At 63.8% G+C, this 23,814-nt stretch carries 23 protein-coding genes; 11 read left to right on the top strand and 12 right to left on the bottom strand.

Annotated elements, in window-relative coordinates:
- The 3 genes from AC1DJW_RS18205 to AC1DJW_RS18195 are packed head-to-tail and all read left to right on the top strand — an operon-like array spanning nucleotide 1 to nucleotide 2,113.
- Nucleotides 1-315: an L-rhamnose mutarotase gene (locus tag AC1DJW_RS18205; RefSeq protein WP_284755769.1), complete on the top strand. Its 315-nt coding sequence runs from the start codon at nucleotides 1-3 to the stop codon at nucleotides 313-315.
- The gene (locus AC1DJW_RS18200) at nucleotides 312-1,265 is read left to right on the top strand and encodes an aldo/keto reductase (protein WP_476902094.1); all 954 of its coding nucleotides are present in this window, start codon (nucleotides 312-314) and stop codon (nucleotides 1,263-1,265) included. The genes AC1DJW_RS18205 and AC1DJW_RS18200 overlap by 4 nt, the downstream gene beginning before the upstream one ends.
- A complete protein-coding gene (locus tag AC1DJW_RS18195) occupies nucleotides 1,262-2,113 on the top strand; it encodes an amidohydrolase family protein (protein WP_284755767.1) in 852 nt (283 codons plus the stop codon). Before AC1DJW_RS18200 ends, AC1DJW_RS18195 begins: the two co-directional genes overlap by 4 nt.
- On the opposite strand, the gene AC1DJW_RS18190 is transcribed toward AC1DJW_RS18195, so the two are convergent.
- The 5 genes from AC1DJW_RS18190 to AC1DJW_RS18170 all read right to left on the bottom strand — a co-directional run bounded on the left by AC1DJW_RS18190 (nucleotide 2,110) and on the right by AC1DJW_RS18170 (nucleotide 7,873).
- Entirely contained in the window at nucleotides 2,110-2,781 is a 672-nt protein-coding gene (locus AC1DJW_RS18190; protein WP_284755765.1) for a FadR/GntR family transcriptional regulator, read from the bottom strand. The two genes, AC1DJW_RS18195 and AC1DJW_RS18190, sit on opposite strands and share 4 nt — an antisense overlap.
- A gap of 117 nt (nucleotides 2,782-2,898) precedes the next feature.
- Nucleotides 2,899-4,416 (bottom strand): amino acid permease, encoded by a 1,518-nt coding sequence (locus AC1DJW_RS18185; protein ID WP_390282760.1) that lies wholly within the window; start codon nucleotides 4,414-4,416, stop codon nucleotides 2,899-2,901.
- Between the two features lie 123 nt (nucleotides 4,417-4,539).
- Nucleotides 4,540-5,964 carry an aspartate ammonia-lyase gene (gene aspA / locus AC1DJW_RS18180; protein ID WP_284755762.1) on the bottom strand — a complete coding sequence of 475 codons (1,425 nt, stop codon included), beginning with the start codon at nucleotides 5,962-5,964 and terminating at the stop codon, nucleotides 4,540-4,542.
- A gap of 56 nt (nucleotides 5,965-6,020) precedes the next feature.
- Nucleotides 6,021-7,046, bottom strand: coding sequence for an asparaginase (locus AC1DJW_RS18175; protein WP_476902104.1), 1,026 nt, complete (start codon nucleotides 7,044-7,046; stop codon nucleotides 6,021-6,023).
- Between the two features lie 20 nt (nucleotides 7,047-7,066).
- A complete protein-coding gene (locus tag AC1DJW_RS18170; protein WP_476902093.1) occupies nucleotides 7,067-7,873 on the bottom strand; it encodes a FadR/GntR family transcriptional regulator in 807 nt (268 codons plus the stop codon).
- A gap of 275 nt (nucleotides 7,874-8,148) precedes the next feature.
- On the opposite strand from AC1DJW_RS18170, the gene AC1DJW_RS18165 reads away from it, so the two are divergent.
- Both AC1DJW_RS18165 and AC1DJW_RS18160 read left to right on the top strand, forming a co-directional pair.
- The gene (locus AC1DJW_RS18165; protein WP_476902092.1) at nucleotides 8,149-8,328 is read left to right on the top strand and encodes a hypothetical protein; all 180 of its coding nucleotides are present in this window, start codon (nucleotides 8,149-8,151) and stop codon (nucleotides 8,326-8,328) included.
- Between the two features lie 183 nt (nucleotides 8,329-8,511).
- Entirely contained in the window at nucleotides 8,512-9,129 is a 618-nt protein-coding gene (locus tag AC1DJW_RS18160; protein WP_476902091.1) for a hypothetical protein, read from the top strand.
- A 28-nt stretch (nucleotides 9,130-9,157) separates the two neighbouring features.
- Here the strand turns inward: AC1DJW_RS18160 and AC1DJW_RS18155 are convergent, their stop codons facing one another.
- Nucleotides 9,158-9,664 (bottom strand): hypothetical protein, encoded by a 507-nt coding sequence (locus tag AC1DJW_RS18155; protein ID WP_476902090.1) that lies wholly within the window; start codon nucleotides 9,662-9,664, stop codon nucleotides 9,158-9,160.
- Nucleotides 9,665-9,799: 135 nt separating this feature from the next.
- Here AC1DJW_RS18155 and AC1DJW_RS18150 point away from each other — a divergent pair, with 135 nt between their 5' ends.
- Entirely contained in the window at nucleotides 9,800-10,816 is a 1,017-nt protein-coding gene (locus AC1DJW_RS18150; RefSeq protein ID WP_476902089.1) for a glycosyltransferase family 4 protein, read from the top strand.
- Between the two features lie 12 nt (nucleotides 10,817-10,828).
- Here the strand turns inward: AC1DJW_RS18150 and AC1DJW_RS18145 are convergent, their stop codons facing one another.
- The 3 genes from AC1DJW_RS18145 to AC1DJW_RS18135 all read right to left on the bottom strand — a co-directional run bounded on the left by AC1DJW_RS18145 (nucleotide 10,829) and on the right by AC1DJW_RS18135 (nucleotide 13,072).
- A complete protein-coding gene (locus AC1DJW_RS18145; RefSeq protein ID WP_059388685.1) occupies nucleotides 10,829-11,446 on the bottom strand; it encodes a uracil-DNA glycosylase family protein in 618 nt (205 codons plus the stop codon).
- Nucleotides 11,447-11,587: 141 nt separating this feature from the next.
- The gene (locus tag AC1DJW_RS18140; protein WP_284755756.1) at nucleotides 11,588-11,983 is read right to left on the bottom strand and encodes an RNA-binding S4 domain-containing protein; all 396 of its coding nucleotides are present in this window, start codon (nucleotides 11,981-11,983) and stop codon (nucleotides 11,588-11,590) included.
- A 54-nt stretch (nucleotides 11,984-12,037) separates the two neighbouring features.
- The gene (locus tag AC1DJW_RS18135) at nucleotides 12,038-13,072 is read right to left on the bottom strand and encodes an aldo/keto reductase (RefSeq protein ID WP_390282755.1); all 1,035 of its coding nucleotides are present in this window, start codon (nucleotides 13,070-13,072) and stop codon (nucleotides 12,038-12,040) included.
- Nucleotides 13,073-13,317: 245 nt separating this feature from the next.
- Between AC1DJW_RS18135 and AC1DJW_RS18130 the strand changes: the two genes are divergently transcribed.
- Complete coding sequence (locus AC1DJW_RS18130; RefSeq protein ID WP_284755752.1) at nucleotides 13,318-13,809, top strand: flavin reductase family protein; 492 nt, start codon at nucleotides 13,318-13,320, stop codon at nucleotides 13,807-13,809.
- 122 nt (nucleotides 13,810-13,931) lie between these two features.
- Here AC1DJW_RS18130 and AC1DJW_RS18125 read toward each other — a convergent pair whose 3' ends face one another.
- Entirely contained in the window at nucleotides 13,932-14,684 is a 753-nt protein-coding gene (locus AC1DJW_RS18125) for a hypothetical protein (protein ID WP_284755751.1), read from the bottom strand.
- A gap of 192 nt (nucleotides 14,685-14,876) precedes the next feature.
- Between AC1DJW_RS18125 and AC1DJW_RS18120 the strand changes: the two genes are divergently transcribed.
- Nucleotides 14,877-15,281, top strand: coding sequence for a YchJ family protein (locus AC1DJW_RS18120; RefSeq protein ID WP_476902088.1), 405 nt, complete (start codon nucleotides 14,877-14,879; stop codon nucleotides 15,279-15,281).
- Here the strand turns inward: AC1DJW_RS18120 and AC1DJW_RS18115 are convergent.
- Nucleotides 15,278-17,230: an acyl-CoA dehydrogenase family protein gene (locus AC1DJW_RS18115; protein WP_390282752.1), complete on the bottom strand. Its 1,953-nt coding sequence runs from the start codon at nucleotides 17,228-17,230 to the stop codon at nucleotides 15,278-15,280. The genes AC1DJW_RS18120 and AC1DJW_RS18115 overlap by 4 nt on opposite strands.
- 64 nt (nucleotides 17,231-17,294) lie before the next feature.
- Nucleotides 17,295-17,597: a hypothetical protein gene (locus tag AC1DJW_RS18110; protein ID WP_284755745.1), complete on the bottom strand. Its 303-nt coding sequence runs from the start codon at nucleotides 17,595-17,597 to the stop codon at nucleotides 17,295-17,297.
- A 245-nt stretch (nucleotides 17,598-17,842) separates the two neighbouring features.
- Between AC1DJW_RS18110 and AC1DJW_RS18105 the strand changes: the two genes are divergently transcribed.
- From AC1DJW_RS18105 to AC1DJW_RS18095, 3 genes are read left to right on the top strand one after another with little or no spacing between them, the layout of a single operon-like run.
- On the top strand, nucleotides 17,843-19,300 hold the full coding sequence (locus AC1DJW_RS18105) for a DUF3375 family protein (protein WP_284755744.1): 1,458 nt from the start codon (nucleotides 17,843-17,845) through the stop codon (nucleotides 19,298-19,300).
- Nucleotides 19,293-20,243, top strand: coding sequence for a DUF4194 domain-containing protein (locus AC1DJW_RS18100; protein WP_476902087.1), 951 nt, complete (start codon nucleotides 19,293-19,295; stop codon nucleotides 20,241-20,243). The genes AC1DJW_RS18105 and AC1DJW_RS18100 overlap by 8 nt, the downstream gene beginning before the upstream one ends.
- Nucleotides 20,240-23,716: an ATP-binding protein gene (locus AC1DJW_RS18095; RefSeq protein WP_476902086.1), complete on the top strand. Its 3,477-nt coding sequence runs from the start codon at nucleotides 20,240-20,242 to the stop codon at nucleotides 23,714-23,716. Before AC1DJW_RS18100 ends, AC1DJW_RS18095 begins: the two co-directional genes overlap by 4 nt.
- Nucleotides 23,717-23,814 lie beyond the last annotated feature (98 nt).

Genomic DNA, 23,814 nt, shown 5'->3' with positions numbered 1-23,814 from the left:
GTGCCGGAAACCATCGCTCTTCACACCCGGCTCAAACCGGGTGCCGAGCAGGACTATGCGGATGCCCATGCGGGGATCCCTGCCGAACTCGTCGCTGCCCTGAAAGAGGCCGGCGTGGGCAATTGGAGGATTTGGCGCAGCGGCCAGGATCTCTTCCATCTTGTTGAGGTGGCGGACTACCGGGCCATGCGCCGGGCGCTCGCGGACCACCCCGCCAATGTTCCGTGGCAAGCCCGCATGGCGGAGCTGCTCGAAGTCCAGGATGACTATTCGGGCAACGACTCGGGTATCGAGTTGGTATGGGAGCTGGAATGAGCGGGACAACGTGGACCGAGCAACTGGGCAAGCTCGGCTTCGGCGCCGCTGGCATCGGCAACCTGTACCGTGCCATGCCGGACTCCCGGGCCGCCGCCACCGTAACGGCCGCCTGGGACTCCGGGGTCCGCTACTTCGACACCGCCCCGCACTACGGCTTGGGGCTGTCCGAGCGAAGGCTCGGTGCCGTGCTTGGAGACAAGCCGCGCGGTGAATTCACCGTGTCTACCAAAGTAGGCCGGCTCTTGGTGCCCAACACTGCCGGGACCAACGCGAAAGACGACGAAGGCTTCGACGTCCCGGCGACGAGCAAACGCCAATGGGACTTCTCAGAAGCAGGGATCCGGCGGAGCATCGAGGAATCGCTTGAACGTCTCGGCCTGGACCACGTGGACATCGCCTACCTGCACGATCCTGATGTCCACGATCTTGCCAGGGGAATCGGCGAAGCGCTGCCGGCCTTGGAAAAGCTGCGTGCGGACGGCGTGGTGAAGGCGATCGGCGTCGGGACCAACTCGGCGGAAGCCGCCCTCGAATGCGTCGAAGCGGCGGATCTGGATCTGGTGATGCTCGCCGGCCGTTACACCTTGCTCGAGCAGCCCGGCGTTCCCTTCCTGGACCGCTGTGTGGCGCGCGGTACCGGCGTCGTGAACGTGGGCGTGTTCAACTCCGGCCTGCTGGCGCGACCCGAAGTACCCGAGGACGCGCATTACAACTATGCGCGTGCCCCGCGGGCGCTGGTGGAGCGTGCCCGGGCGCTCGCCGGCGTGTGCCGGGACTTCGGGGTGGAGCTCCCGACGGCGGCACTCCAGTTCAGCCTGCGGCATCCCGCCGTCGTGAACGTGACGGTGGGGGCGAGCACCCCGGAGCAAGTGTCCACCAATGCTGCGAGGATGCGTGAGGACGTGCCCGAAGAGCTGTGGGCGGCTTTGGCAGGTGTGCCGGGGTGATTGATTCCCACCTGCATCTGTGGGAGCTCGGGCCGGGGGCTTATTCGTGGCTTGGCCCGCAGCATGGCGGACTCTTCCGCAGTTACCGCGAGGCTGAGGCCCAGGAAACCTTGGACGCGGCCGGAGTCAGGGGAGCGGTGCTCGTCCAGGCTGACGACACCGTTGCGGACACTGAGTTCATGCTCGCCGTCGCCGACCGCAACTCCTGGGTACTCGGCGTCGTGGGCTGGATTCCCCTCGAAAAGCCGGCCGAGGCGGAGAAAGAACTGGAACGGTTCCTCCGGAATCCTGCGTTCCGGGGTGTCCGGCACTTGGTCCACGACGATCCGCGGGACGACTTCCTCGAATTGCCCGTGGTCCGCGATTCCTTGCGTATGCTCGCTGGCCACGGATTGGCGTTCGACGTCCCGGACGCCTTTCCGAGGCACCTCGGGGGTGCGGTCCGGCTTGCGAGGGAACTGCCGGAGCTGACGGTTGTCCTGGACCATCTCGGGAAGCCGCCGTTGGCCGACGCTGCGGCGATGGACTTGTGGCGAACGGAATTCCGGGCCTTGGCCGAGCTGCCCAACACTGTGGCCAAGGTGTCAGGCCTGCACTTGCCGGGCGTCCCCTATACGGCCGAGGCCTTGCGCCCACTCTGGGACGAGGCCCTGGAGGCTTTCGGTCCTGGACGGCTCATGTTCGGTGGCGATTGGCCTGTCAGTACCTTGGGTGCGCCATACGGACGCACTCTCGAGGGGCTGCTCGAACTGGCCGCGGAGCTCACTTTGGCCGAGCGCAGGGAGTTCCTTGAAGGGACCGCCGTGCGGACGTATGGGCTTCAGAAACGAAGCATGGACGCCAGCTAGAGCGCCTGGCGCAACCAGCTTTCGACGCCGCTGATGTGGACCGTGACGAGCGCCCGGACCAGCTCGGCGTCGCCGCGTTCCAAGGCGTCCGCGATGGCCTTGTGCTCGGCGAGGGTATGCGCCACGGCCTTTTCCTGGGTCAACCCGCGCCAAATGCGTGCCCGGACGGTGCTGCTGGAGAGGGCTTCGAGCAGGCCGGCGAGGTAGTCGTTGCCGGCGGCCTGGGTGATGATCCCGTGGAATTCGAGGTCGTGGGCAACGAGTTCCTCGACGTCGGTGTTCTCGTCGATCCCGTCCATCGTGGCGCGCAGCTCCGTGAGTGCCGTGGGAGTGATCTTGCCTGTGGCGATGAATGCGGTGGCGGGCTCAAGGATCCGTCGGACCTCAAAGAGTTCCAGGATGGAACGGTCCTGATGCAGATCAACGACGAACGCCACGGCTTCGTTGAGCAACTTGGCGTCAAGGCTCGTGACGTAGGTGCCGTCCCCACGCCGGACGTCCAGGACACGGATGAGCTCGAGGGCTTTGACGGCCTCGCGCAAGGAGCTTCGCGAGAGGCCGAGCCGTTCACTCAGTTCCTTCTCCGGCGGGAGGCGGTCCCCGGCCTTGAGTTCGCCGCGGATCAGCATGTCCTTGATCTTGCCGATCGCTTCATCTGTGACAGCCATGGCTACATCCTAACGGCGAATGATCCGATGTCTGGCACCCAACTGACTCGCATTTGTTGTCGTTTAGAGGTCTCATAACGACAACAAATGCGAGTCAGTTGGGCAGTACTGCAGGGCCTAGATCTTGTCCTCGGCTCCGGCAACCGGCAGGTTGGCGATCACGGGGGAGCTGCCGGTGTAACCGTCCCGGGCCGCAGCGATCTCGTGGATTTGCTTGCGGCACATGTACCAACCAACCACGATGAGCGCACAGGCGATGGCCGTGACCAGCATGGTGAGTGGAGAGTCGATGAACACCATTACCAGCACACCCGCGAGGAACAGCAACGAGAGGTAGCCGGTGTACGGGGCGCCGAACATCCGGAAGGATGGACGTTTCAGCCAGCCTTTGTCCGCCCAGCGCTTGAGCTGCATCTGGCACAAGACGATCGTGGCCCACGTGACGATGATGCCCACGGAGGCGACGTTGAGGACGATCTCGAAGGCGTCGGACGGTACGAGGTAGTTCAGCGGGACACCGAGCAGGGAGACGCCGGCCGTGATGGCGATGCCGCCGTAGGGGACGCCGGCTTTGTTCATGCGCTGGGCGAACTTTGGAGCGGATCCGGCCACGGACATGGAGCGCAGGATGCGGCCGGTGGAGTACAGGCCGGCGTTCAGGGAGGACAGGGCAGCCGTGAGGACCACGAGGTTCATGATCACGTCTACGCCCTGCACGCCGATGTGCCCGAAGAAGGTCACAAACGGGCTGACACCCTTGACATAGGAGGTGTACGGCAGCAGCAGCGCCAACAGGATGACGGAACCGACGTAGAAGACGGCGATGCGGAAGACCACGGAATTGATGGCCTTGGGCATGATCTTCTCGGGGTTCTCCGTTTCGCCCGCTGCGGTACCCACGAGCTCAATCGAGGCATAGGCGAACAGCACACCCTGCATGAGGATGATCATGGGCAGGATCCCGTTGGGGAAGATTCCGCCGTGGTCCGTGAGGAGGCTGAAGCCGACTTCCTGGCCCGGTACCGGCGTGCCGAAGACGACGAAGTAGGTACCGACGAACAGGAAGGCCACCAGCGCGGCCACCTTGATGAGCGCGAAGTAGAACTCCATTTCACCGAAGACCTTGACCGAGACCAGGTTCAGGCCAAGCACCACCAGAAGCGCGATCAGTGCCCAGGCCCATTGCGGGACGACGCCGATCCAAGGGACGTATTTGCCGAAGAAGTTCATGTAGAGGGCCGCGGCCGTGGTGTCCACGATGGTGGTGGTTGCCCAGTTGATCCAGTAGAACCAGCCGGAGACAAACGCAGCCTTCTCGCCGAAGAACTCGCGGGCGTAGGAGACGAAGGAGCCCGACGACGGGCGGTGCAGCACGAGTTCGCCGAGGGCGCGCAGGATCAGGAAGGCAAAGAAGCCGCAGACCGCATACGCGATGACGAGGGAAGGGCCCGCAGCGTTGAGGCGGCCGCCGGCACCCAGGAACAGGCCGGTGCCGATGGCGCCGCCGATTGCGATCATCTGGATCTGACGCGGCTTCAGGCTCTTGTGATAGCCCTTGTCCTCGGCGTGGAGGAGCTTTTCAGTGGAGTGCGCCTGCGGAGGGACCGTGTGGTCCGTGATGGGTGCATTGGTCATGGGAATCCTTAGGGGTGTCCTGTTGGGGGTCCGGATCTTGCCGTCCGGCCTGTTTCTTCGCGCGCTCAGGCCCGACGGCGGCTGGTGGGTGCCGCCGTCGTCGGACGCTCTGGGCGGCTCAGCTTAATTGCTGAGGTTGGCCAGGCGTTCGGGGCGGAGGAGCTCATCGAGCTGCTCCGAGGTCAGCAAGCCGTGTTCGAGAACGAGCTCGGCGACGCCCTTGCCGCTTGCCAGCGCTTCTTGGGCAATGGCAGTGGCGGAGGCGTAGCCAATGTGCGGATTGAGTGCCGTGACGAGTCCGATCGACTGCTCTACCGTGAGGCGCAGGTGTTCGGTATTCGCGGTGATGCCCCGGATACAGCGCGACGTGAGTGTGCGGCACGCGGCTTCCAGGTGGGAGATGCTCTTGTGGAGGCTGTGGACGATAATCGGTTCGAAGGCGTTCAGCTGGAGCTGTCCGGCTTCGGCTGCCATGGTGACTGTGACATCGTTGCCGATGACTTCATAGGCCACTTGGCTGACCACTTCCGGGATCACCGGATTGATCTTGCCTGGCATGATGGACGATCCCGACTGCACAGCCGGGAGGTTGATCTCGCCCAGTCCCGCACGCGGTCCGGAGGACAGCAAGCGGAGATCGTTGCAAATCTTGGAAAGCTTGACGGCGACGCGCTTGAGCACGCCGGAGAGGTGGACGAACGCGCCTACGTCCTGGGTGGCCTCGATGAGGTCCACCGAGGTGACGAGGGGCAAGCCGGTGATCTCGGCCAAGTGCCTGCAGGCTGCTGCGGCGTATCCAACGGGGGCGTTCAGGCCGGTCCCGATGGCGGTGGCGCCGAGGTTGATCTCGTGTATAAGCAGCTGGGACTCGGCCAGTCGCGCCCGGTCCTCGCCCACGGTCACTGCGTAGCCACCGAATTCCTGGCCGAGGGTCATGGGGACGGCGTCCTGCAACTGCGTGCGGCCCATCTTGACCACCGCGCGGAATTCCTGGCCCTTCTCCGCGAAGGCGACCTGGAGTTCCTGAAGAGCCTCCAGAAGGCCCTGGACCGAGAAAATGGTGGCCAGGTTGACGGCGGTGGGGTAGACATCGTTGGTGGACTGGCTCAGGTTGACGTGGTCGTTCGGGTGCAGCCTGGCGTAGTCGCCCTTGGGGTGGCCAAGGATTTCAAGGGCCCGGTTGGCAATGACCTCGTTGGCGTTCATGTTGGAGCTGGTGCCGGCGCCGCCCTGGATAACGTCCACCATGAACTGCTCGTGAAGCTTGCCGTCCAAGATGTCCTGGCAAGCCTGCTCGATCGCGTCCGCCCGTTCGTCGTCCAGGAGGCCGAGCTCGCGGTTGGTGCGGGCGGCGGCGAGCTTGACTGCGGCGAGGCCTTTGACGAGGTTGGCGTTGCTGGCCAAGGGGTGGCCGGTGATGGGGAAGTTCTCGATGGCACGCAGCGTGTGCACGCCCCAGTAGGCATCAGCAGGGACGTCGCGGTCACCGAGGAGATCGTGTTCCGAGCGGAACCGTGGAATTGTCGTGGTGGGCACGGCAGATGTCATTGCTGTCCTTAGGTCTTTTGTGCTTGTTTGGCTGCGTCAGTTGGACTCAGTCGAAGTCAGTTGGATGCGAGGAAGTTCGCGGCACGGAGCACGCCAACAGGGTGGCCGCCGCCCAACACAGGCGCGCTGGCAAGCGTGGCGAGCTGGCCGCCGTCGAGCCCTAGTTCCTCAAGGACGCGGACGGTGACGGGCATGCGGGCTCGATCGCCGCCGTCGGAGATCTTGATGGCGACGCCGGTGCCGTTCCGCAGGCCGATGAGCTGGAGGCCTTCGAAGCCGTCCTTGGCAAGCAGCCCTGGAATCGTGCGCATGATCGCTGTGACGTCGCGACCCTCGCCGGCCACCATCTCGGGGAAAGCGCGCATCGCGTGGGCTACTTGGCCTTCTGCTTGCGTGTTGTCCGCCGCCGCCATGCGGCCATAGGCCCGCGCCATGCCGTGCAGGCTGTGGGCAAAGAGCGGGGTGCCGCAACCGTCCGTGCTGATGGCCGCTGAGTCTTCGCCCGTGAGTTCGGTAATGGTGTCCTTCACGAGCACCTGCAGGGGATGTTCGGGATGCAGGTAGCCCTGGACAGGCCAGCCGTTGATCACGCACGTGGCGGCCATGGACGCGTGCTTGCCGGAACAGTTCTGTGCGAGTTGGGTGGGCTTGCCGCCGGCGCGGAGCCATTCTTCACGCTCGGCGGTGCCATAAGGGAGGTCGGTGCTGTTTTCCAACGCGCTTTTGTCCAGGCCGTGCATTTCGAGGATGCGTGCGGCACCGTCAAGGTGCATAGTGGCGCCGGAGTGGCTTGCAGCGGTGAGGGCGAGGAGGTTCTCCGGAAGCTTGAGCCCCGCGCGGACCATGGCGACCGCCTGCAGCGGTTTGAGGGAGGACCGCGGGTAGAACGCGGCGTCGGGCTCGCCCGCTTCGAGGAGGGTTTCACCGTCAGGCCCGACGGCGATCAGGGAGCCGTAGTGGACGCTCTCGACCAGGCCGTCGCGGGTCTGTTCCGCGAGGGGGACGTGGCGCGGGGTTGGCGGAATCGTCCCTGCCGGGGTGGTTTCGGGCATAGCGGTGCGCGTTGCATGCGGGGTGGGCATGACTTCCTTCAGTTGGTGGATCATTTGCTGAGGATGGTGTCCAACGCAACGCTGACGGCGCTGAGATGGTCGGCCATGGCGGCTTCGGCGGCTGAGGCGTCACCGGCTTCGATGGCTTCGACGATGCGGAGGTGTTCATCGTCTGAAACATGCTGGCGGTCGGCCACCATGTTCAAGGTTTCGGATTGGTGGGCAAGGGCTTCGCGGATGTCTGCGACGACGCTTTCGAAGACCTTGTTGCCGCTTGCGCGGGCAATGGCAGAATGGAAACTGGCGTCGAGGCTGACCCAGGTCTCAGGGTCGGTCTCGACTGCCATTGAACTGACGATTTCCTTGAGGTGTTCAAGTTCTTCCGGGCTGCGGCGTTTCGCAGCCAGGCCAGCTGCCGGGACTTCGATATGCGGGCGTGCCTCGTTGAGGTCCCGTGCCGAGTACTGGCCGAGTGTGAGGTCATTGGCTACCCGGTCGGCGACGACGAACGTGCCTTTGCCGGTCTTGGTGACCGTCAGCCCGAGCGCAGTGCAGGAGCGGAGCGCCTCACGGATCACCGAGCGGCTTACCCCGTACTGCGCTGCCAGCGTGGCCTCAGAACTGAGTTTGGCCCCCACTTCCACGTTTCCGTCTTCGATGTCCTGGCGGATGGCGCTGAACACAGCTTCCGCGGCACTGAAGCGGGCGAGGGGCCGGGGGCTTGATGGCTGGGCCACTTGGGCCGGCCGGGGGACGGCGCCGCTTGTGGCGGTGCGCTGGCCAGCCGCAGCTTTCTGGCTGACGGCTGGCTGTCCAGTGGCGGCCTGTCTGGCTGTCCGGCTGTCTGACAGGTTCACTCTACGAATATGGCACGGGTCACAGGGCGGTGTCAAGATTCGCTGGCTTGTCGGGTGGCCCTCGACTTAAAAGCTGAATGCCCCAGATTTAATTGTCTGACGCTCTTATGGCGGCGAGTTGGTTGATTTCTAGGGGCGGGACCGGGCGTTAACTTAATTGTTATGACTACCCTGGCGAAAATCTCGGTGCGATGAAGCCCATCGAATTTCCCGACTTCCTGTTCAGCTCTCCGCTCGCCTAGGCCATCATCGAGCTTGAACGGATACGTAGCGACATGGGCGAGGGAACGGCTCATCCTGCGATCTTTTCGCAGTTGAAGGACCTCTTCCAGCTGATGTCGAACATCATGAGTGCGCGCATCGAAGGGAACCGCACATCGATTGTCGACGCGGTGGCGGGCGTGGAACGGGCCGATCGCTATGGCGACGTGCAGCAAAATGATGGTGTTCAATAGATCGTCCAGTTGCAACAAGCAACGGCCTTCGTCGATGCATCGGTTAGCCCGGGAACTACGCTGACACACGGACTTGTTCCAGATGGGATTCCTGCCCCAGATATTGAGAGAGCCTCAATAGGCCAGTCGGTCGAACCGGCATTCGTGAGGCGAACGAACTGCTGCCGGAGCATAATTACTCCCATGGCCAACCGTCCGCGCGGGGGATGGGATTCAACGACACAGACAGCACCGCCCATCACAGTGGAGGTGCCGGTCCTCGGTGTCGGGGCAGGGCCTGCGGACTATGAGGAGTTGTCGCGGTACGTGTTTGCCTTGCGCAGGCAGCGGGGATTGCACATGACGCTATTGCATTTGGGCGTCCTGGATGACTTTTGCCGGGACGTGGCTGATTGGACCAAAGGCAACACCCGCGCCGATTCGGCCATGCTCAGGACCGTCGCGTGGCTTGAGGCGCTGCCCGTACTGGAGGCCTTCTCCGGCAGCGCCGAAAGGCTGATCGTCCTGGGCAGCGGTGGAGTGTGCGGACTGGAAGTAGATGTGCCCGCCTCGGTGCATGACTTTCAGGTCTCCCTTGTACACGCGCTTCATGAACTCCTGGATGAACTGCTTGTCGACAACATCGACGACTTCATCCTCAGCTCCCCTGCCCTTGGATTCCGCTCGCCTCGCTGGGTACCCCATGTGGCTGTGGGCAGGCCACTGCACCGGGGACGCGGGCCTTGGGAGATCGGCCAGGTGGGAGTTGACTTCGGCGAATCGCGGATCAGGAACCGCCAGCATTTCCCTCAATTGCCGTAGTGGTACCTGCAAGCTCACGCGAAACTCCTTATCCGTGGCCTCTTAGCCGGATCGTTCTGGCATGGTGGATGGCGGCCAGCGCAATCGCGCTGGCGGTGAGCCGGAGGGCGTGGACCCTGTACCACCGCTTCAACAGGGGCTTGCGTTGCGTCTCGTCGAGCGGCTGGGGGCTGAAGAACAGCTTGGGGTTGACGGACCGAAGCAGGTACGCCGTAGCGGCCGCCCCCGTGGCGGAGCTCGCGGCACCCACCATCAGCCAAGCCCGATTGTCGGAATGCTTCCACCCGGCGACAAGGGCAGCGACGGCGGCAGGGGCGCTGAGAGGCGCGATCGGCGCGTAGTAGCGCCCGGGGCTTCCCGCTCCGAAGGGGGTTCGAGGGACTTCCCTGCTCGCTTCCAAGGACGCGACCCGGTCCGGGATTTTGACGATGGCCTCATAGAGATTGCCGAAGAACCAGTGTGCATGGGTGAACTCCGCGACACCCAAGATCCAATCAGCGAACACATCCCGACGGTCTGAAGAAGTCTGTCCCATGCCCACAATCTACCGCCGATGCCCCGAGCCGGACATGCAGTTCACCTTCCCCGTCACCCGCCCGGGTTATATGGTCAACACCACGGTCTGAGGACTGTGAGGCCAAACAGCCGGCACGATGGAAGGGAGCAGCCCGTGGTCAAGATCCGCATGATTTCGCCCGCGAATGTGCGCCATCGTTCCGGGGGAAACATCTACAATTCGAGGCTGGCTGCAGCCCTTCGGGGCCTGGGCGCGGAGGTCTCGGTCTGCAAGCTCGACGGCGACTGGCCTTCGGGGAGTGCCGGAGCCCGGAACCGCTTTGCAGCTGCACTTGCCGGAAGCGGTCTCGCCATCTACATTGTCGACGGCCTGATTGCCTCGGGTGCACCCGCGGAAATCGAGACCGCAACCGCTGCCGGGTGCCGTGTCTGGGTGCTGCTCCACATGCCCCCTTCCGGGGAGGAGCCAGTGGAAACGAGCGCGCTGCGCGCTGCAACAGGTCTTCTCTGCACTGGTTCCCGGACTGCCGAAACGGCCAGAACCCTAGGCCTGGGCAACGTGCACTTGGCGACCCCGGGGGTAGATCTCCCATCGAAAGCACGCCCGAGTCCACGAGCGACAGCGGCGCCGCATTTCATCATGGTGGGCGCCCTACTGCCCAATAAGGACCAGATCTTCTTTGTCGACGCGCTGGCCCGGATCAAGGATCTGGCGTGGACCGCAGCGCTGGTCGGATCCACCAAAGCAGACTCCTCGTACGCCGCCGCTGTGCAAGAGCGCATCCTCCGGAACGGACTGGAAAAACGGGTGGAAACAACAGGCGAGCTCTCCGGCCCGGCCCTGGAGGAGCAGTGGAACCGAGCTGACCTCAGTCTGTTGATCTCACACTCGGAGGCCTTCGGCATGGTGGTCCAGGAGTCCCTGGTTCACGGCATACCGGTGATGGTCCGAAAAGGAACCGGCGCCGTCGAAGCGCTCGGAGCCCACGGTGCCGGTGAGGCGATCGATCTCACCACAGGAATCGGATCGTTGGAGAAGTTCCTGCGGAGATGGCTCAGTGACCCTGCCCTACGGGAGGGATGGCAGTCAGCAGCCGAGGCGGCCAGCAGTGAGTTGCCACGATGGGAAGACACTGCAAGGGAAGTCCTTCGCGCCGTGGTGGCGGCCTAGTGGCTTCCCCAGCTATAGGTGCTGGATGCCTGCCCGCTGCATGGCGTCCCTGTAAGTTTCGATGTTCTTTGCCAGGAGTTCCTGCTGCTTCGCTTCAGACAGGGCAAATGCCCGTCCGCCGAGCGCGCTGGCCTTGTAGACCTTGATCCCGTGCTGCCGGAGTGGTGAGTGGTAGGTCTTCTCAAAGAGCGCCAGGAAGGCGGCGGCCTCAGCACCGTGCGCGACGACGGCGGAGACTCTCTTGTTGATCTTCAGGAACTGGCGGAAGGGGCGGAGCCCGTCGGTCTTCTCCTGTGCGCTCAGCGCCGGCGGCAGTTCCGGGTCGCGGACCCAAGGGTAGCAGTTCCACGGCATGACATAGCGGACGTCCAAGTCGGCCGAGTCATAGATCAGCTGCGCACGTCGGGCGGCGTCGTCGTCGTTGAGGTGCGATACGAATCCCGAGGTGGGGGCGCGCCCGGGACTGGTCTGGAGGGTGACGATCCGGCATTCATCTTCGTCATGCACTGGATCGATGTAAGGCACGGTGGAACCGGGCCGTTTGGCCATCAGTTCGTCGCACAGCTGCGTCACGGCAGCAATGTTGGGCTCCTGTAGCAAGGCCCTTTTTTCGTCCCAGTCAATGGTCACGTTCTCTCCTTCGGCAGCGCGGCGTCCAGAATCGGCGTCCCTTGCCACTTTACGCGTCGCTCACGCTCCTGCAGAGCCGAGGGACAAAACTGCCCGACGACGGGCCGAACAGTGAGCCTCCCGCCCCGCCTGTCGGGCGGGCTACTGTCCCTTGAGCTTCTGCATGTCGCGCCGGTCCTTCTTGGTGGGCCGACCTGCGCCGCGATCCCGCTGCGGCAGCCCGAGGGCCGGTGCTGCGGGGCGCTCGGGAGTGTGGTCAGTAAAGCAGTGGGATGCTGCTTCGGCCCCCACCCTCTTCGCAATGAGCCTCCGGACCTCAAGGATGCGCTCGAAGCCAGGCTGCCTTACACGGATGGTGTCGCCGATAATCACGGACTGGGACGCCTTGACCGGGTTGCCGTTGATTCGCACATGCCCCGCCCTGCAAGCGGTTGTGGCGGCGGAACGGGTCTTGTAAGCGCGGATCGCCCAGAGCCAGGCGTCAATGCGCACATTGCCGGCTTTTGATGTTTGGGCGGAAGTTGGAAGGCTAGTCATGATTGCGAACGAGTATAGTCGGCGCGCGAACCTGCGGCTCCAACGAAAAGCCGATTACCGGCGTCGAAGTTCCGCGTATTCAAGGTGCGGGACGACCGTCCCAGCGTCCCGCTCCAGGAAGTTGGTGCCGGGCGCCACGATCTCGTCAATGGCATCCAGGACGGCGTCGTTAAGCACAACATCGGCGGCCTTGAGGTAATCGACCAGATGGTCCTCCGTGCGTGGACCGATAACCACGCTGCTGACGGCCGGATGATTCAGGGCGAAGCCGACAGCAAGCTGAATAAGGGTGAGCCCATGCCGTTCGGCGACGCGGCCCAAGGCATCGGCTGCCAGGAGTTTGTTCCTGTTGAAAGGTGCCGAGACGTCGAAGCGCCCGGGAACGGCCGACGCACGGGAGCTTGCGGGCTGGGGGACTCCCACGCGGTAGTTCCCGGAGAGCCAGCCGCCGTCGAGCGGTCCATAGCTGAGCACGCCAAGGTTGTATTGCTGCGTGATCGCGAAGACGTCCCGCTCATTCGCGCGGACCAACAAGGAATAGGGCACCTGGTCCACCACTGGCGGAATGAGGTGGTTGGTGGTGGCGATCCACTGTGCCTCCACAAGCTGCGACGGCGTGAATACCGACGTTCCGTAGTAGAGGATCTTGCCCTGCCGGATGAGGTCGTTAAGGGCCGTGATGGTTTCCAGGACGTCTGTGTTGTAGTCCGGACGGTGCGCCTGGTAAAGGTCGATCCTGTCCGTCTGCAAGCGGTGCAGGCTGCCTTCCACGGCTTTCATGATCCAGCGCCGGGAATTGCCTGCATGCGCGGGATTCGGCCCCATTTGTCCGTGGAACTTGGTCGAAAGGAAAACGTCATCCCGCCTGCCTTGGAGGGCCCGGCCTACGATGGCCTCTGCCTCGCCTTGCGAATAGATGTCGGCGGTGTCGACGCTAGTGATGCCGGCGTCGAGGGCCGCATGGATAATGCGGATGCTCTCTTCGGCGCCCGTGGGCGCCGAGCCTGTCCCGAGGTTAAGGGTTCCCAGGGTAAGGGGGCTGATCAGGGCGCCTGTGCGTCCCAGGGTTCGAAGCTCGCTGAGGCTCATCTCCGGCTTCCTCCGTGAAGAATCAAGGCTGTGCAATGGATTGACACGACGCTACACATATCGTGGCCGGGGCACTCGAAAAACGTACAAATTCTTCGCTTTTCGTATTACGGGGTAATGAAAACAAGGAATGACGAATTATGAATTGACTTCATTCGACACGCGAATACACAAATATTGCCGTTATCGGCGTCGAGTGAATTAGTAGAAAGGCAGGCACGAAACCACAGAGAAAGGAACCCGCCATGACCCAGGTAACGGTGGATGGAGCCGCTTCGATCAAGCAGGCATTCGCGCAATTTCCCTCAGGCGTGGCGGCCTTCAGTGCCATGGTCGGCTTCGCGCCGGAGGCCCTGGTGGCATCGAGCTTCACAGTGGGAGTCTCGCTCGAACCACCGCTGGTCATGTTTGCGGTGCAGAACTCCTCCACCACGTGGCCTAAGCTCCGGCGCGCCCCTCGACTGGGTGTTTCCGTCTTGGCCCAAGGTCAGGAAGCCTTGTGCCTGCAGCTCTCCTCGCGGACCCAGGACCGATTCGCCGGCCTTGCGACCTCAACGAGCGACGCGGGCGCAGTGTTGATCGACGGCGCGGCGCTGGTGCTTGAATGCGAAGTGGTCTCAGAAACCCCCGCGGGTGACCACGCGATCGTCGTCCTCGAAGTGAAGTCCGTGGAGATCAACCACGACGCCGAGCCCCTCATCTACCACGGGGCCGGGTTCAGGCAACTGGCCGCCTGAGGCTGGACACACCCCAACTGACTCGCAGTTGTTGTCGTTATGAGCCTCCAAAACGACAACAAATGCTAGTCAGTTGGGTCAGCCGGGCACTGCGGATTGGGTCAGCCGGGCACTGCGGGGCGCTAGGCCCGGGGGCGGGACCCTGCTGAGGCCGTCACACGGCCGGAAGATACGGGTTTGCCGCCATGTGGTTCTCCCCGGTGTTCGCGTACCGGCACGCCAGTTCCGGATGACTCCGCTACATTCCCTTCTGCGGGTTCCTCGGAAGTCGGCGGTTCAGGGTCTGAAGCTGACGCTTCCCCGGCCCGTTCAGCTTCGCGTGCCGCAGCCCGGGCATCGGCCTCGGCGACGGCGGCAGCCCACTGGCTGTTCAGGACCGGAGGATCCTGCTTTATCGCGACCACAAAAGGATGTTCCTTCGCCTGGGTTGTGGCTGTGGCTGCGATACCGTCCTTGATCTGGGCAGGCTTGGGCCACGTCCGTGGGTTGACCAGCGACTTCCAAGGGACGTTCCGGACGGCTGACCACGACGCCGACCACAGCAGCTTGGTGGTCCCAACAAACCCAGGACGCGGTTTCCCGGGGACGAAGGGACCTGCGCCCAGCAAGCCGTCGTCCGCCGTCGTCGATTCCTCGGAATCCGAAAGCGGGACGGGCGCGCGCCGAGGCCGCGGGGGCAGGTGCACAACCGGCACGGCATCGCGTTTCGGGAAGATCCCGAACATCGCGAGCAGGATAATCGAAACCAGCTTCGCAACGCCGGCCAGCACCAAGGTGACAACCATCAGGAAGCCCAAACCAAGGAACATCAGCAAGGCCAGCCCGAGCGTTCCAAAAAAGGTCAGATTGAGGCCAAGTGTTGTTGGATCCTCCACGTAGCCTCCCCGAGCCAGAGTTGTGAGGTGAGCGCCGCAACCGAAGGTCTGCGGGCATGTCTTCTAGCCTAAGGGCGAAATGTGAATGAATCATCCGCCAAAGTCCGGCTCGCCGAGGTTGTTTCGAAGCTGTTATCTGCTGTGACAGAATTTGTTGCCTAGCTCTCACCTTCTCTTCCAGATAGGGCTTCAATGCCACTCGATCCGGCTCGCCTCCGACTCGGCGCTTGCCCTTGTTTGTCCGGGGAGCAGTACACCGAGTGCTGTGGACGCTTCCACCGCGGAGACGCCGACGCGCCTACGGCAGAACAGCTCATGCGTTCGCGTTACTCGGCCTTTGTAGTCCTCGACAGCGATTACCTTTTGCGCACGTGGCACCCGGACACCAGGCCTGCCGTGCTGGACCTGGACCCGGACATTGAATGGCGCCGGCTGGACATTCTGGCGACGCGCCAAGGCGGTCCCTTGGACACGGACGGGACGGTCGAGTTCGCGGCGCACTACCGGTCCGGCGGCGAACGTGGAGTCCAACGCGAAAACAGCCGCTTCCAGCGGATCGACCGGCGCTGGTACTACGTCGACGGCGACGTCGGCTAGCGGTACTTCCTGTGAAGGCTCTCCTTCGACGAGGCGCCGGGGGTGGCGTCGGCGATCCACGGGCCCGTCCCTTCGGATTGGTCAAGGATTCCGGCCTCAAGCCACGCATAGTCACCTGCGAGGACGTTCGAGGACAACTCATGATCGACGTCGTCGGTGTTCCGCCACAACTGATCGAAGTATCCGTCCACGCGAATCCGGGCCTGCTCGCAGTAGGCCTCGGCAAGTTCGTACGCCGCCGCACCTTGTTCCGGTGCGGTCTGCAGCAGCATCTCAGCCCGCGAGCAGCACGCTGCCATGGCAAACAACTCGGCCCCGATATCCACAATCCTGCCGAGGAACGCTTGTTTGTATTCAAGCTTCGCCTGCCAGCGGCCCATCCCGTAGAACGTCTGCCGGGCGAGCCGGCGCGAAGCCCGCTCGACATACCTCAGTTGTTTCGCGAGACGCCCGAACTCACTGTAGGACCGGGGGTCCAGGCCTGCTCCGGCCACGAGCTTAGGGAGCCATTTGGCGTAGAAACCTGAGGCGCCGACGGCGGCACGCGCCTTCTCCTGCAGCGTTGCGTCCGCTGAAGCGAGCTCGCCCGCGGCCGAAAGGTGGGCGTCGACGGCTTCGCGGGCGATGAGCAGGCGCATGATCTCGGACGAGCCTTCGAAGATCCGGTTGATGCGCATGTCCCTCAGCAGTTGCTCGGCGGCCACCGCCCGCTCCCCGCGGGCCTCCAAGGAATCCGCCGTCTCAAAGCCACGACCACCACGGATCTGCACCAACTCATCGGCCACCGTGTAGCTCAGCTCAGTGGACCAAAGCTTGGCCAGCGCAGCCTCGATTCGCACGTCCTTCTGACCGGCATCGGCCATCTCGGCAGAAAGTTCAAAGACGGCTTCAAGGGCAAAGGTGGTGGCGGCGATAAAAGCGATCTTCTTGCCGACGGCCTCGTGTTTTCCGACCGGACGGCCCCATTGGGTGCGGGCGTTGGACCATTCCCGGGCGATCTTCAATGACCATTTGCCCGCAGCCACGCACAGTCCGGGGATGGAGAGACGGCCAGTGTTGAGGGTGGTGAGCGCGATCTTGAGCCCTTGGCCCTCCCGGCCGAGCCTGTTGGCTGCCGGTACGCGGACCTGGTGGAACCGCGTCACGCCGTTCTCGATGCCGCGCAGGCCCATGAAGGCGTTGCGGTTCTCCACGGTGATGCCGGGCGAGTTCATCTCCACAACGAACGCCGTGATCCCGCCCTTGAGTAACGTGCCGTCGGATGCGGTGCGGGCAGGAACAACCGCCATGACCACCACCAGTTCGGCGATCACGCCGTTGGTAGTCCAAAGTTTGACGCCGTCCAAAAGGTAAGACTCGCCGTCGTCGCTTGGCACTGCGGTGCAGCCCATCCGGGCGGGGTCGCTGCCGACGTCGGGCTCTGTCAGCAAGAAGGCCGTAATGGCGCCGGCGGCGCAACGCGGCAAGTACTCCTGCTTTTGCTCGGGCGTGCCGAACACTTTGACCGGCTCCGGGACGCCGATGGACTGGTGGGCCGAAAGCAACGCGCCAAGGCTCGGATGGACTGATCCCAAAAGCGCCAGCGCCCTGCCGTAATACACCAGCGACAGGCCCAAACCGCCGTACTCGCGCGGAATCTTCATGCCGAAAACGCCTAATTCGGTGAGGCCCGCGAGGTATTCGTCCGGGATCTTGGCGTCGCGTTCGATCATACGGCCGGACATGGTGCCGCAGAACTCCGTCAGCTTCGCCATGAACTCTTCGCCGCGCTCGACGTCTTCAGCCCTTGCCTGGGGCCAGGGATGGATCAGTCCAAGATCGAAGTCTCCCAGATACAGCCCCTTGGCGAAACTCGGGCGGTTCCATTCGGTGTCGCGGGCGGCCTCTGCGACGGCGCGGGCTTCTGCGGCCGTGACGCCGTTGCTCTTGTTGTCAGTGGCGGAGGTCATGGGAGGACTCCTCTTGCCGGTTGTGCCGGTTTGAGCCCAGGATCCGCCTCGGGTGGCGGACCCTTCAGCTGTCCCTCAATGCTACCCGCGGGTAGGTACCCGTGCTAGGGGCCGTTTGCGATGGGAATTCCATCGGCAGTTCCACTTTTCCGGCCTGGTGCACCAACTGATCCCACGCAAAATTGATGCCGTGGACCAGCCCACCCAACACGTTCTTCACGGTGTACCAAGCGAGGCTTCCCGCTCCGATCAACGCAAGCGTGGCCATGGCGGCTACCGCGATGAAGGCTGCCAGAACCAGCCCAAGGATCAGTGTTCCCACGAAGACATAGATGCTGGTGTCTAAGGTCGTTAAGTCGAACTGCATTGGGTCCCCTCCGCAACGCTGCCAAATCCGACGTCGGAGCGTCGACGTCGTTGGTGTCGACATTAGGGTCGGCACCGGCGGTTCAGCCAGCAACAACACCGGCGTCGGGCCTGTTGATACGCGATCGAAACCCTACCGGCAGGTAGATCACGGAAGGGTTGCGGCGCACCCTGCGTTAACCTTGTACGGGGCAGTTTTCGGGATTTCCGCTGCCAGAAGGTTCCGCGGCAGCTGAAGGAGAGTAAGTGTCCCGCTCAGCAATGTCCTCAGCCGACGCCATCAGTGCGCGGCTCAGGGACCTCGAACTCTTGACCAAAGGCCCTGCGTGGGCCCTCACTCGCTCGGCACCCTGGGTCATCGCGGTGCTCCAGGCATCCTTTACCCGAACAAGACCGCAGCTTCCGCTCGAGGAGTTCCATGCCGACGTCGACGCTTTCCTCGAGCAGCTCCGCAGGCAGGATCCCGGGCTTGGCGGCCAGGGGAGCGGCAAGGCCTTCGCCGACGAATGGACCCGCAAGCAGTTCCTGACCCGTCGCGGCCAGTCGGGACAGATCGTCTACGAAATCACCGAGGCCGCCGCACGCGTCCTGGCTTTCCTGGACAGCCTGTCCAGCGAACGCTCCACGCTCAATGGTTCCCGGCTCGGAACGCTGCTGGGCGACGTCGAAAAGCTCGCCAACGAGACGAACCCGGACCAAAGCGCCCGTTTGGAATCCCTTGAAGAGGAGATCCAAGAGCGCCAGCAGTTGATCGAAGACATCAGTTCCGGCGACTTCGACGGTCTTTTGGACGATGAGCAAGCCGTCGAAGCAGCCGGGAACATCCTCGACCTTGCGGCGAGCCTGCCGGCAGACTACAAGAAGATGCGCGACCGCATCGAGGAACTGGTCGGCGAGCTCCGCAACCAGATCATCGAGGAGTCGCTCAGCAAGGGCGCCACCATGGCGCAGGTCCTTGAGGCGGACAAGCGCCTGCGGCAGAGCCCTGAAGGCCGCACATTCCGCTCCTTCACGGCGTTCCTTGAGGACCCGCAGCAACAGTTGCGGTTCCGTTCGGCAATCGGTGACGTGTTGAGCCGCCAATTCGCCGACGAACTCAGCCATGAGGACCGGGAAACCCTCAAGAACCTCGTGGCGGAACTGCGCACCCAGCACAGCCAGATCCAGCGGATCTACGGCCGGTTGTCCGAGAGCCTGAATAACTACATCCAGAGCGACGACATCCGCCAGTCCGTCAGGCTGCGGGAGGTCCTGCGCGAAGCCGAACAGGCTATCCGTTCCATGCCCTACGAACGCGACCGTCCCGGCCTGGTCCGCGGTCCGGTGTTGTTCAATGCGGGATTCGAATCGCTCGCCATGGTCAAGCTCTTCGATCCGGATGAGTTTGCGGCACCGCCAAAGCTGGCCGACCCCATCGCCTTCAGCGATTCGGACCGCGTGCGTTCGCTGCGCTCCGCAAAGGCAAGACCCGACGCCGTCCGCTCGGCAATGGCGGGTGCCTCGACGCTGGCGGGGGCTTGGGCGAACCTCCCGGAGGAAGAACGGCACATCAACACGGTCCGGGCCCTCCTGTCCGAAGCGCTGCACGGTGGTGCGGCGTTCGACCGGGCCACCTGGGAAAACATCGACTTCGAACAAATCGATGGCAGCACACGCACCGCGTACCTGCCGCTCGTGACCCTGACTAAGGATTCCGATGACTGACGCCCACCCCACCGAGCATGCCCCCTCTTCGGAACAAAGAGTGGACATAGCGCAGCATGTCCACTCCGATCCCTTCCGCGTCACGCCGCGCGACACATTCGTAGACGGCGCGGCGTTGTTCCCGGGCGACACCGGCGTGCTGCCTATGAAGGTTCGCCAGGCGCTCGTGCGGCTGCTCAAGGGTCCGTATGTCGACGGCGGCCGCGACGAAAAGCTCTGGACCACCCTTCTGGACAACCAAGTGATCCTCCGCAGCCGGCTTTCGGAGCTTTTCCTGAGCATGCAGCTCGACCACGAACGCAAGATCGCGGTGCTCCGGCCCGTCGATCCCGAAGCTATCGGAGGAAGCGCCCGCTCAAGCATCCTTCGCCAACAACGCGCGTTGAGCCGTGTGGAAACCATCGTGCTACTGCGCCTGAGGCTCCTTCTCGACCGCCATGTCACGGCCCAGACGGACCCGGTGATCTCTCGCGAAGAAATCGCCGAACTCGTGGCGCACTACCAACCATCCGGCCAACAAGATGCCCTCCGCGACACCGACGTCGTGAACCGCACCATAACGAAACTCCTGGCCCGCCAACTCCTCCTGGCCACGGGCATCGAAGACACGTTCGCGATCTCCAAGGCCCTCCCCCTGGCTCTCCCCTTCGAAAACATCGGCGACATCCCAGCCCAAATCGAAGCCCTGATCGCCGTAGCGGCCGACGAATCAGGCACGGAACCCCTCATCGAACTAACAGAAACAGACGACGACGGCGACCCGACCGGCGAACTGCCCGACGTCGTGGTGGATGACGACGGGGAAGAGGACGGCTCGGTGACTGACCGCAGCGGCGATGAACACGCCGCAGCATCCACCGCGGAGGCAAACGCAACCGCGGCAAACGCAACCACAACTGACGCAACCACAACACCCAAGACCATCAAGGAGGCAGCCAAATGACCATTGCGACGATGCTTCCGATCGGCGAACTCACCAACCCGGGCCAGATGCGCCTAGCCTTGGTCCAGGTGGTCAACTGGGGCACGTTCCATGGCGCCCATACGATGCACGTGGACCGCAACGGCACGCTGCTGACAGGCAATTCGGGAGTCGGCAAGTCGACGTTGTTCGATGCGATGTTGCGCGTCTTCGATGCCCGTCCGCGCTCCAATGAGGCTGCCGCGCAGCGCGCTGGCGGGGCTGTGGAGGACAAGAGGACCACGTTCACGTACATGCGTGGAAAAGTGGGCGACAAGGCCGTGGGCGAGGGTTCGGCCAGTGCCTTCCAGCGCCCGGGTGCCACGTGGTCCGCCGTCGCCCTGACGTTCGACAATGCGGTCGGCACCAAGATCACCATCTCGGCCCTCTTCGACCTGCCCAAGAACGGCACGGAGTCCAGCGTCGGCCGGTTCTACGTCATTGACAACAAGCCCTTGGATCTCGGCGCCATTGAGGGCATCGCGGAGAAGCGCTTCACGAAGGGCGCGCTGGAGACCATATTCCCGGACGCCCAGATCTTCGATGTGCACAAGGCCTTTGCGGAGCGTTTCCGCCGGCTTCTCGGCATCAACTCGGACCAGGCGCTCCCGCTTTTGCGTGTGATCCAGGCCGGTAAGGGGCTCGGCGGCAGCGTCAACACGTTCTTCCGCGACCAGGTGCTCGACGCGCCCGCGACGCTCACTGCTGCGGACGACGTCGTCGAGGAATTCAGCAACCTCATGTCCATCAGGCAGCGGCTGGAGGACGTCCGCCAGCAGCGCGACCAGCTGGCCCCCGTGCCCGGGATGAACAAGGAGTATGCCCAGTCGTTGCTGGAGGCCAACCGGCTCCGGGAGCTCAGCGGCGAGGAATTCGACGCGTACAAGCAGCAGCTCTCGGTCACGGTCCACGCCAAGACCTTGGCCCGTTTCAAGGACCTTGCCCAGGCGAAAGCCAAGGAACTCAGCGCCGAGCGGGCCGTGCGGGACGCGCTCGCCAAGGAGCTTCGCCAGCTCGAATCGGATTACAACAACCAGGGCGGGAACGCGATTTCGGCGATCGAGCAGTCGCTTGAAAACGCCCGGGTCGGCCTCAAGCTCCGGCAGCAGGTGGAGGAGTCGGCCCGCCAAGCATTGGCCGACGCCGGACTCAACCTTGAGTGGACGGCTGAGGGGTGGGAGCAGGCCCACGAGCAGGCAGCGAGCCGCTCTGCCGAGCTCAAGGACGATTCCGAAGCGCTGCGGGAACTCCGCTTCGAAGCTTTCGACGGCCACGCGACCAAGAAACGCGAACTCGCCGCGGCCCAGCAGGAGCTCGTCTCGCTGAAGACGCGCAAGTCTTTGCTGCCGCCGTCGAGCATTGAAAACCGCGCCGCGATCGCCGCAGCCACTGGCGTTCCCGAGGACCGCATGCCCTTTGGAGGCGAGCTGATAGACCTCGCCGAGGGGGAGGAACAGTGGCGGCCCGCGGCCGAGCGCGCCTTGCGGAACCTCGCCACGACGCTGCTGGTTCCAGGCGAGCACTTCGCCGCCGTCACGCGCTACCTGAACGACAACACCGTCCGCGGCGCGCTGCGGGCAGTGGACGTCTCCAAACCGCTCGCGGGCGGCGCTTTGGCTGTGGAGGACGTGTCCGACGGCGACCTGCTGACCAAGCTGAACATCCTCACCTTGGGGGCGAGGGGCGACTCCGTCGTAGAGGCAGCTGAATGGATCCGCGAGCGGATCGCCCTCGATTTCGCCTACCCGTGCGTGGAAGATCCGGACGAGCTCGCGAAGCTGGACAAGGGCCTGAGCCTGGGCGGTGTGGTCAAGCGCAACAGGCACACAGTGGAGAAGGACGATCGCTTCACGAGCCGGCAGGACTACGTTCTCGGTTTCGACAATGCTTCCAAGCTGGAGCTTGTGGCCGCGAAGGTCGGCGAGCTCGAAAACGAGCTTCTGAAGGCCGCCGAACTCGCCCAAAGCCGCGAGGATTCGCACCAAGGCATGACTCGGCAGCTCGAAGCGTTGCGCCGCATCGCCGACGACGAACGTGGCTGGGAACAGGTCTCCGCAGCGGTGGCGGCCGAGGAGCTCGCGAAGATCGAACAGCGGCTCAAGGACGCCTTGGCCGCGCAGGCCGACTTGGAACCCTTGCGTGCAAACATCGAGGCCGTACGCGAAAGGCACCAGTCCTCCACAGGGTCGGCGGCGGTTCTGCAGAGCGAATACAAGACGCTCGACCAGCAGATGACCACGGCTGACGCCCTCCTCGATGCCGCGCGCAAGCGCCTTGACCAGGCGCCGCCGTCGGGCGCTACTGTCACCGCCCTCGAGCCGTACTTCAGCGCATTCGGCGAGGTGGGCGAGCTCCACGAACTCGACACCCTGGCTGCCGAAGTTCGGAGCAAGCTCTTGGCGGAACTGCATGCCGCCGAGTCGCGCGGTCAGGCGTTGGCCGAGCGGCTGACGCGGATGTTCGAAGGATTCGTGCGCGAATGGGGCACCGCCATTTCCGCGGACCACGGCACCTCGATCGGTGCTGCGGGGGAGTTCGAGTCCCGTTACCACCAGATCGTCAGCGAAGGGTTGCCCGCGCAGGAAGCCGAATTCCGGCAGTTCTTCAACCAACGCACGCACGAATCGTTCAGCACCTTGCTGCACTTGCTCGACGAGGAACGTCGCGCGATCACGAGCCGCATCCTGCCGCTCAACGGCATTTTGTCCGAGGTCAACTTCCATGAGGGCAGCTTCCTCGAACTCGATATCAAGCAGACCCTGCCCGGCACTGCGAAGCAGTTCAAGGACGCTATCCACAACGCGTTGAAGACCCGACACACCCGGCCCTCGCGTGCGGCGGGTGCCGCTTCGGGTGCCGGAGCCTCGACGGAGGCGGACGACGACGTCGAACTCACCAACCGTTACAAGTCGCTCGAAACCCTGGTCAAGCGGCTCGGCTCGCAGACCCCTGAGGACCGGCGCTGGCGTGCTGAGGTGCTGGATGTCCGCGGGCACCTTTTCATCCAGTGCAAGGAGCACCGCTCCGTCCAAGGCCCGCGGGGTGGCAAGAAGACCGAGGTGTACATGCACGCAGACACCGGATCGATGTCCGGTGGCGAGCGGCAGCGCTTCACGGCGTTCATCATGGCGGCGGCCCTGAGTTACCAGTTGGGCATCGCCGAGCAAGGTTTCACGACTTACGGAACGGTGATGATGGACGAGGCGTTCGTCCTGGCCTCGGAGGAGTTCGCCGGTGCAGGCATCAAGGCGCTGCACGAGTTCGGCTTCCAGTTGTTGCTGGCCGCGCCCGAAAACGTGATCGACCTTTCCCGTCATCTTGGTTCGGTTACGGAAATCCTGCGCGATAAGAGAACAAACCGCTCCGGCGTGCTCACGGCTCCGGTGATCGGCACCCCGGGCCTGCCGGGTGAATGGCGTTCCGAGGCCAACCCCGTGGACATCGTGCTCCGCTAGCCCCGACGCCCGCTCACCTATGTCGGGTTTCCCCCGGGACGCTCGCTCACCTATGTCGGGTTTCCCCGGGACGCTCGCTCACCTATCTCCGGTTTCCG

It is taken from the genome of Arthrobacter sp. 05L417 (genome assembly GCF_056397865.1).
This window is presented reverse-complemented; position numbering and strand designations above follow the sequence as displayed.

Excerpts from the sequence above, each read along its gene's own strand:
- AC1DJW_RS18200 (WP_476902094.1), top strand. The coding sequence starts at position 312 with ATGAGCGGGACAACGTGGACCGAGCAACTGGGCAAGCTCGGCTTCGGC.
- AC1DJW_RS18190 (WP_284755765.1), bottom strand. The coding sequence starts at position 2,781 with ATGGCTGTCACAGATGAAGCGATCGGCAAGATCAAGGACATGCTGATC.
- AC1DJW_RS18185 (WP_390282760.1), bottom strand. The coding sequence starts at position 4,416 with ATGACCAATGCACCCATCACGGACCACACGGTCCCTCCGCAGGCGCAC.
- aspA (WP_284755762.1), bottom strand. The coding sequence starts at position 5,964 with ATGACATCTGCCGTGCCCACCACGACAATTCCACGGTTCCGCTCGGAA.
- AC1DJW_RS18175 (WP_476902104.1), bottom strand. The coding sequence starts at position 7,046 with ATGCCCACCCCGCATGCAACGCGCACCGCTATGCCCGAAACCACCCCG.
- AC1DJW_RS18165 (WP_476902092.1), top strand. The coding sequence starts at position 8,149 with ATGGGCGAGGGAACGGCTCATCCTGCGATCTTTTCGCAGTTGAAGGAC.
- AC1DJW_RS18160 (WP_476902091.1), top strand. The coding sequence starts at position 8,512 with ATGGCCAACCGTCCGCGCGGGGGATGGGATTCAACGACACAGACAGCA.
- AC1DJW_RS18155 (WP_476902090.1), bottom strand. The coding sequence starts at position 9,664 with ATGGGACAGACTTCTTCAGACCGTCGGGATGTGTTCGCTGATTGGATC.
- AC1DJW_RS18140 (WP_284755756.1), bottom strand. The coding sequence starts at position 11,983 with ATGACTAGCCTTCCAACTTCCGCCCAAACATCAAAAGCCGGCAATGTG.
- AC1DJW_RS18135 (WP_390282755.1), bottom strand. The coding sequence starts at position 13,072 with ATGAGCCTCAGCGAGCTTCGAACCCTGGGACGCACAGGCGCCCTGATC.
- AC1DJW_RS18130 (WP_284755752.1), top strand. The coding sequence starts at position 13,318 with ATGACCCAGGTAACGGTGGATGGAGCCGCTTCGATCAAGCAGGCATTC.
- AC1DJW_RS18120 (WP_476902088.1), top strand. The coding sequence starts at position 14,877 with ATGCCACTCGATCCGGCTCGCCTCCGACTCGGCGCTTGCCCTTGTTTG.
- AC1DJW_RS18115 (WP_390282752.1), bottom strand. The coding sequence starts at position 17,230 with ATGACCTCCGCCACTGACAACAAGAGCAACGGCGTCACGGCCGCAGAA.
- AC1DJW_RS18110 (WP_284755745.1), bottom strand. The coding sequence starts at position 17,597 with ATGCAGTTCGACTTAACGACCTTAGACACCAGCATCTATGTCTTCGTG.
- AC1DJW_RS18100 (WP_476902087.1), top strand. The coding sequence starts at position 19,293 with ATGACTGACGCCCACCCCACCGAGCATGCCCCCTCTTCGGAACAAAGA.
- AC1DJW_RS18095 (WP_476902086.1), top strand. The coding sequence starts at position 20,240 with ATGACCATTGCGACGATGCTTCCGATCGGCGAACTCACCAACCCGGGC.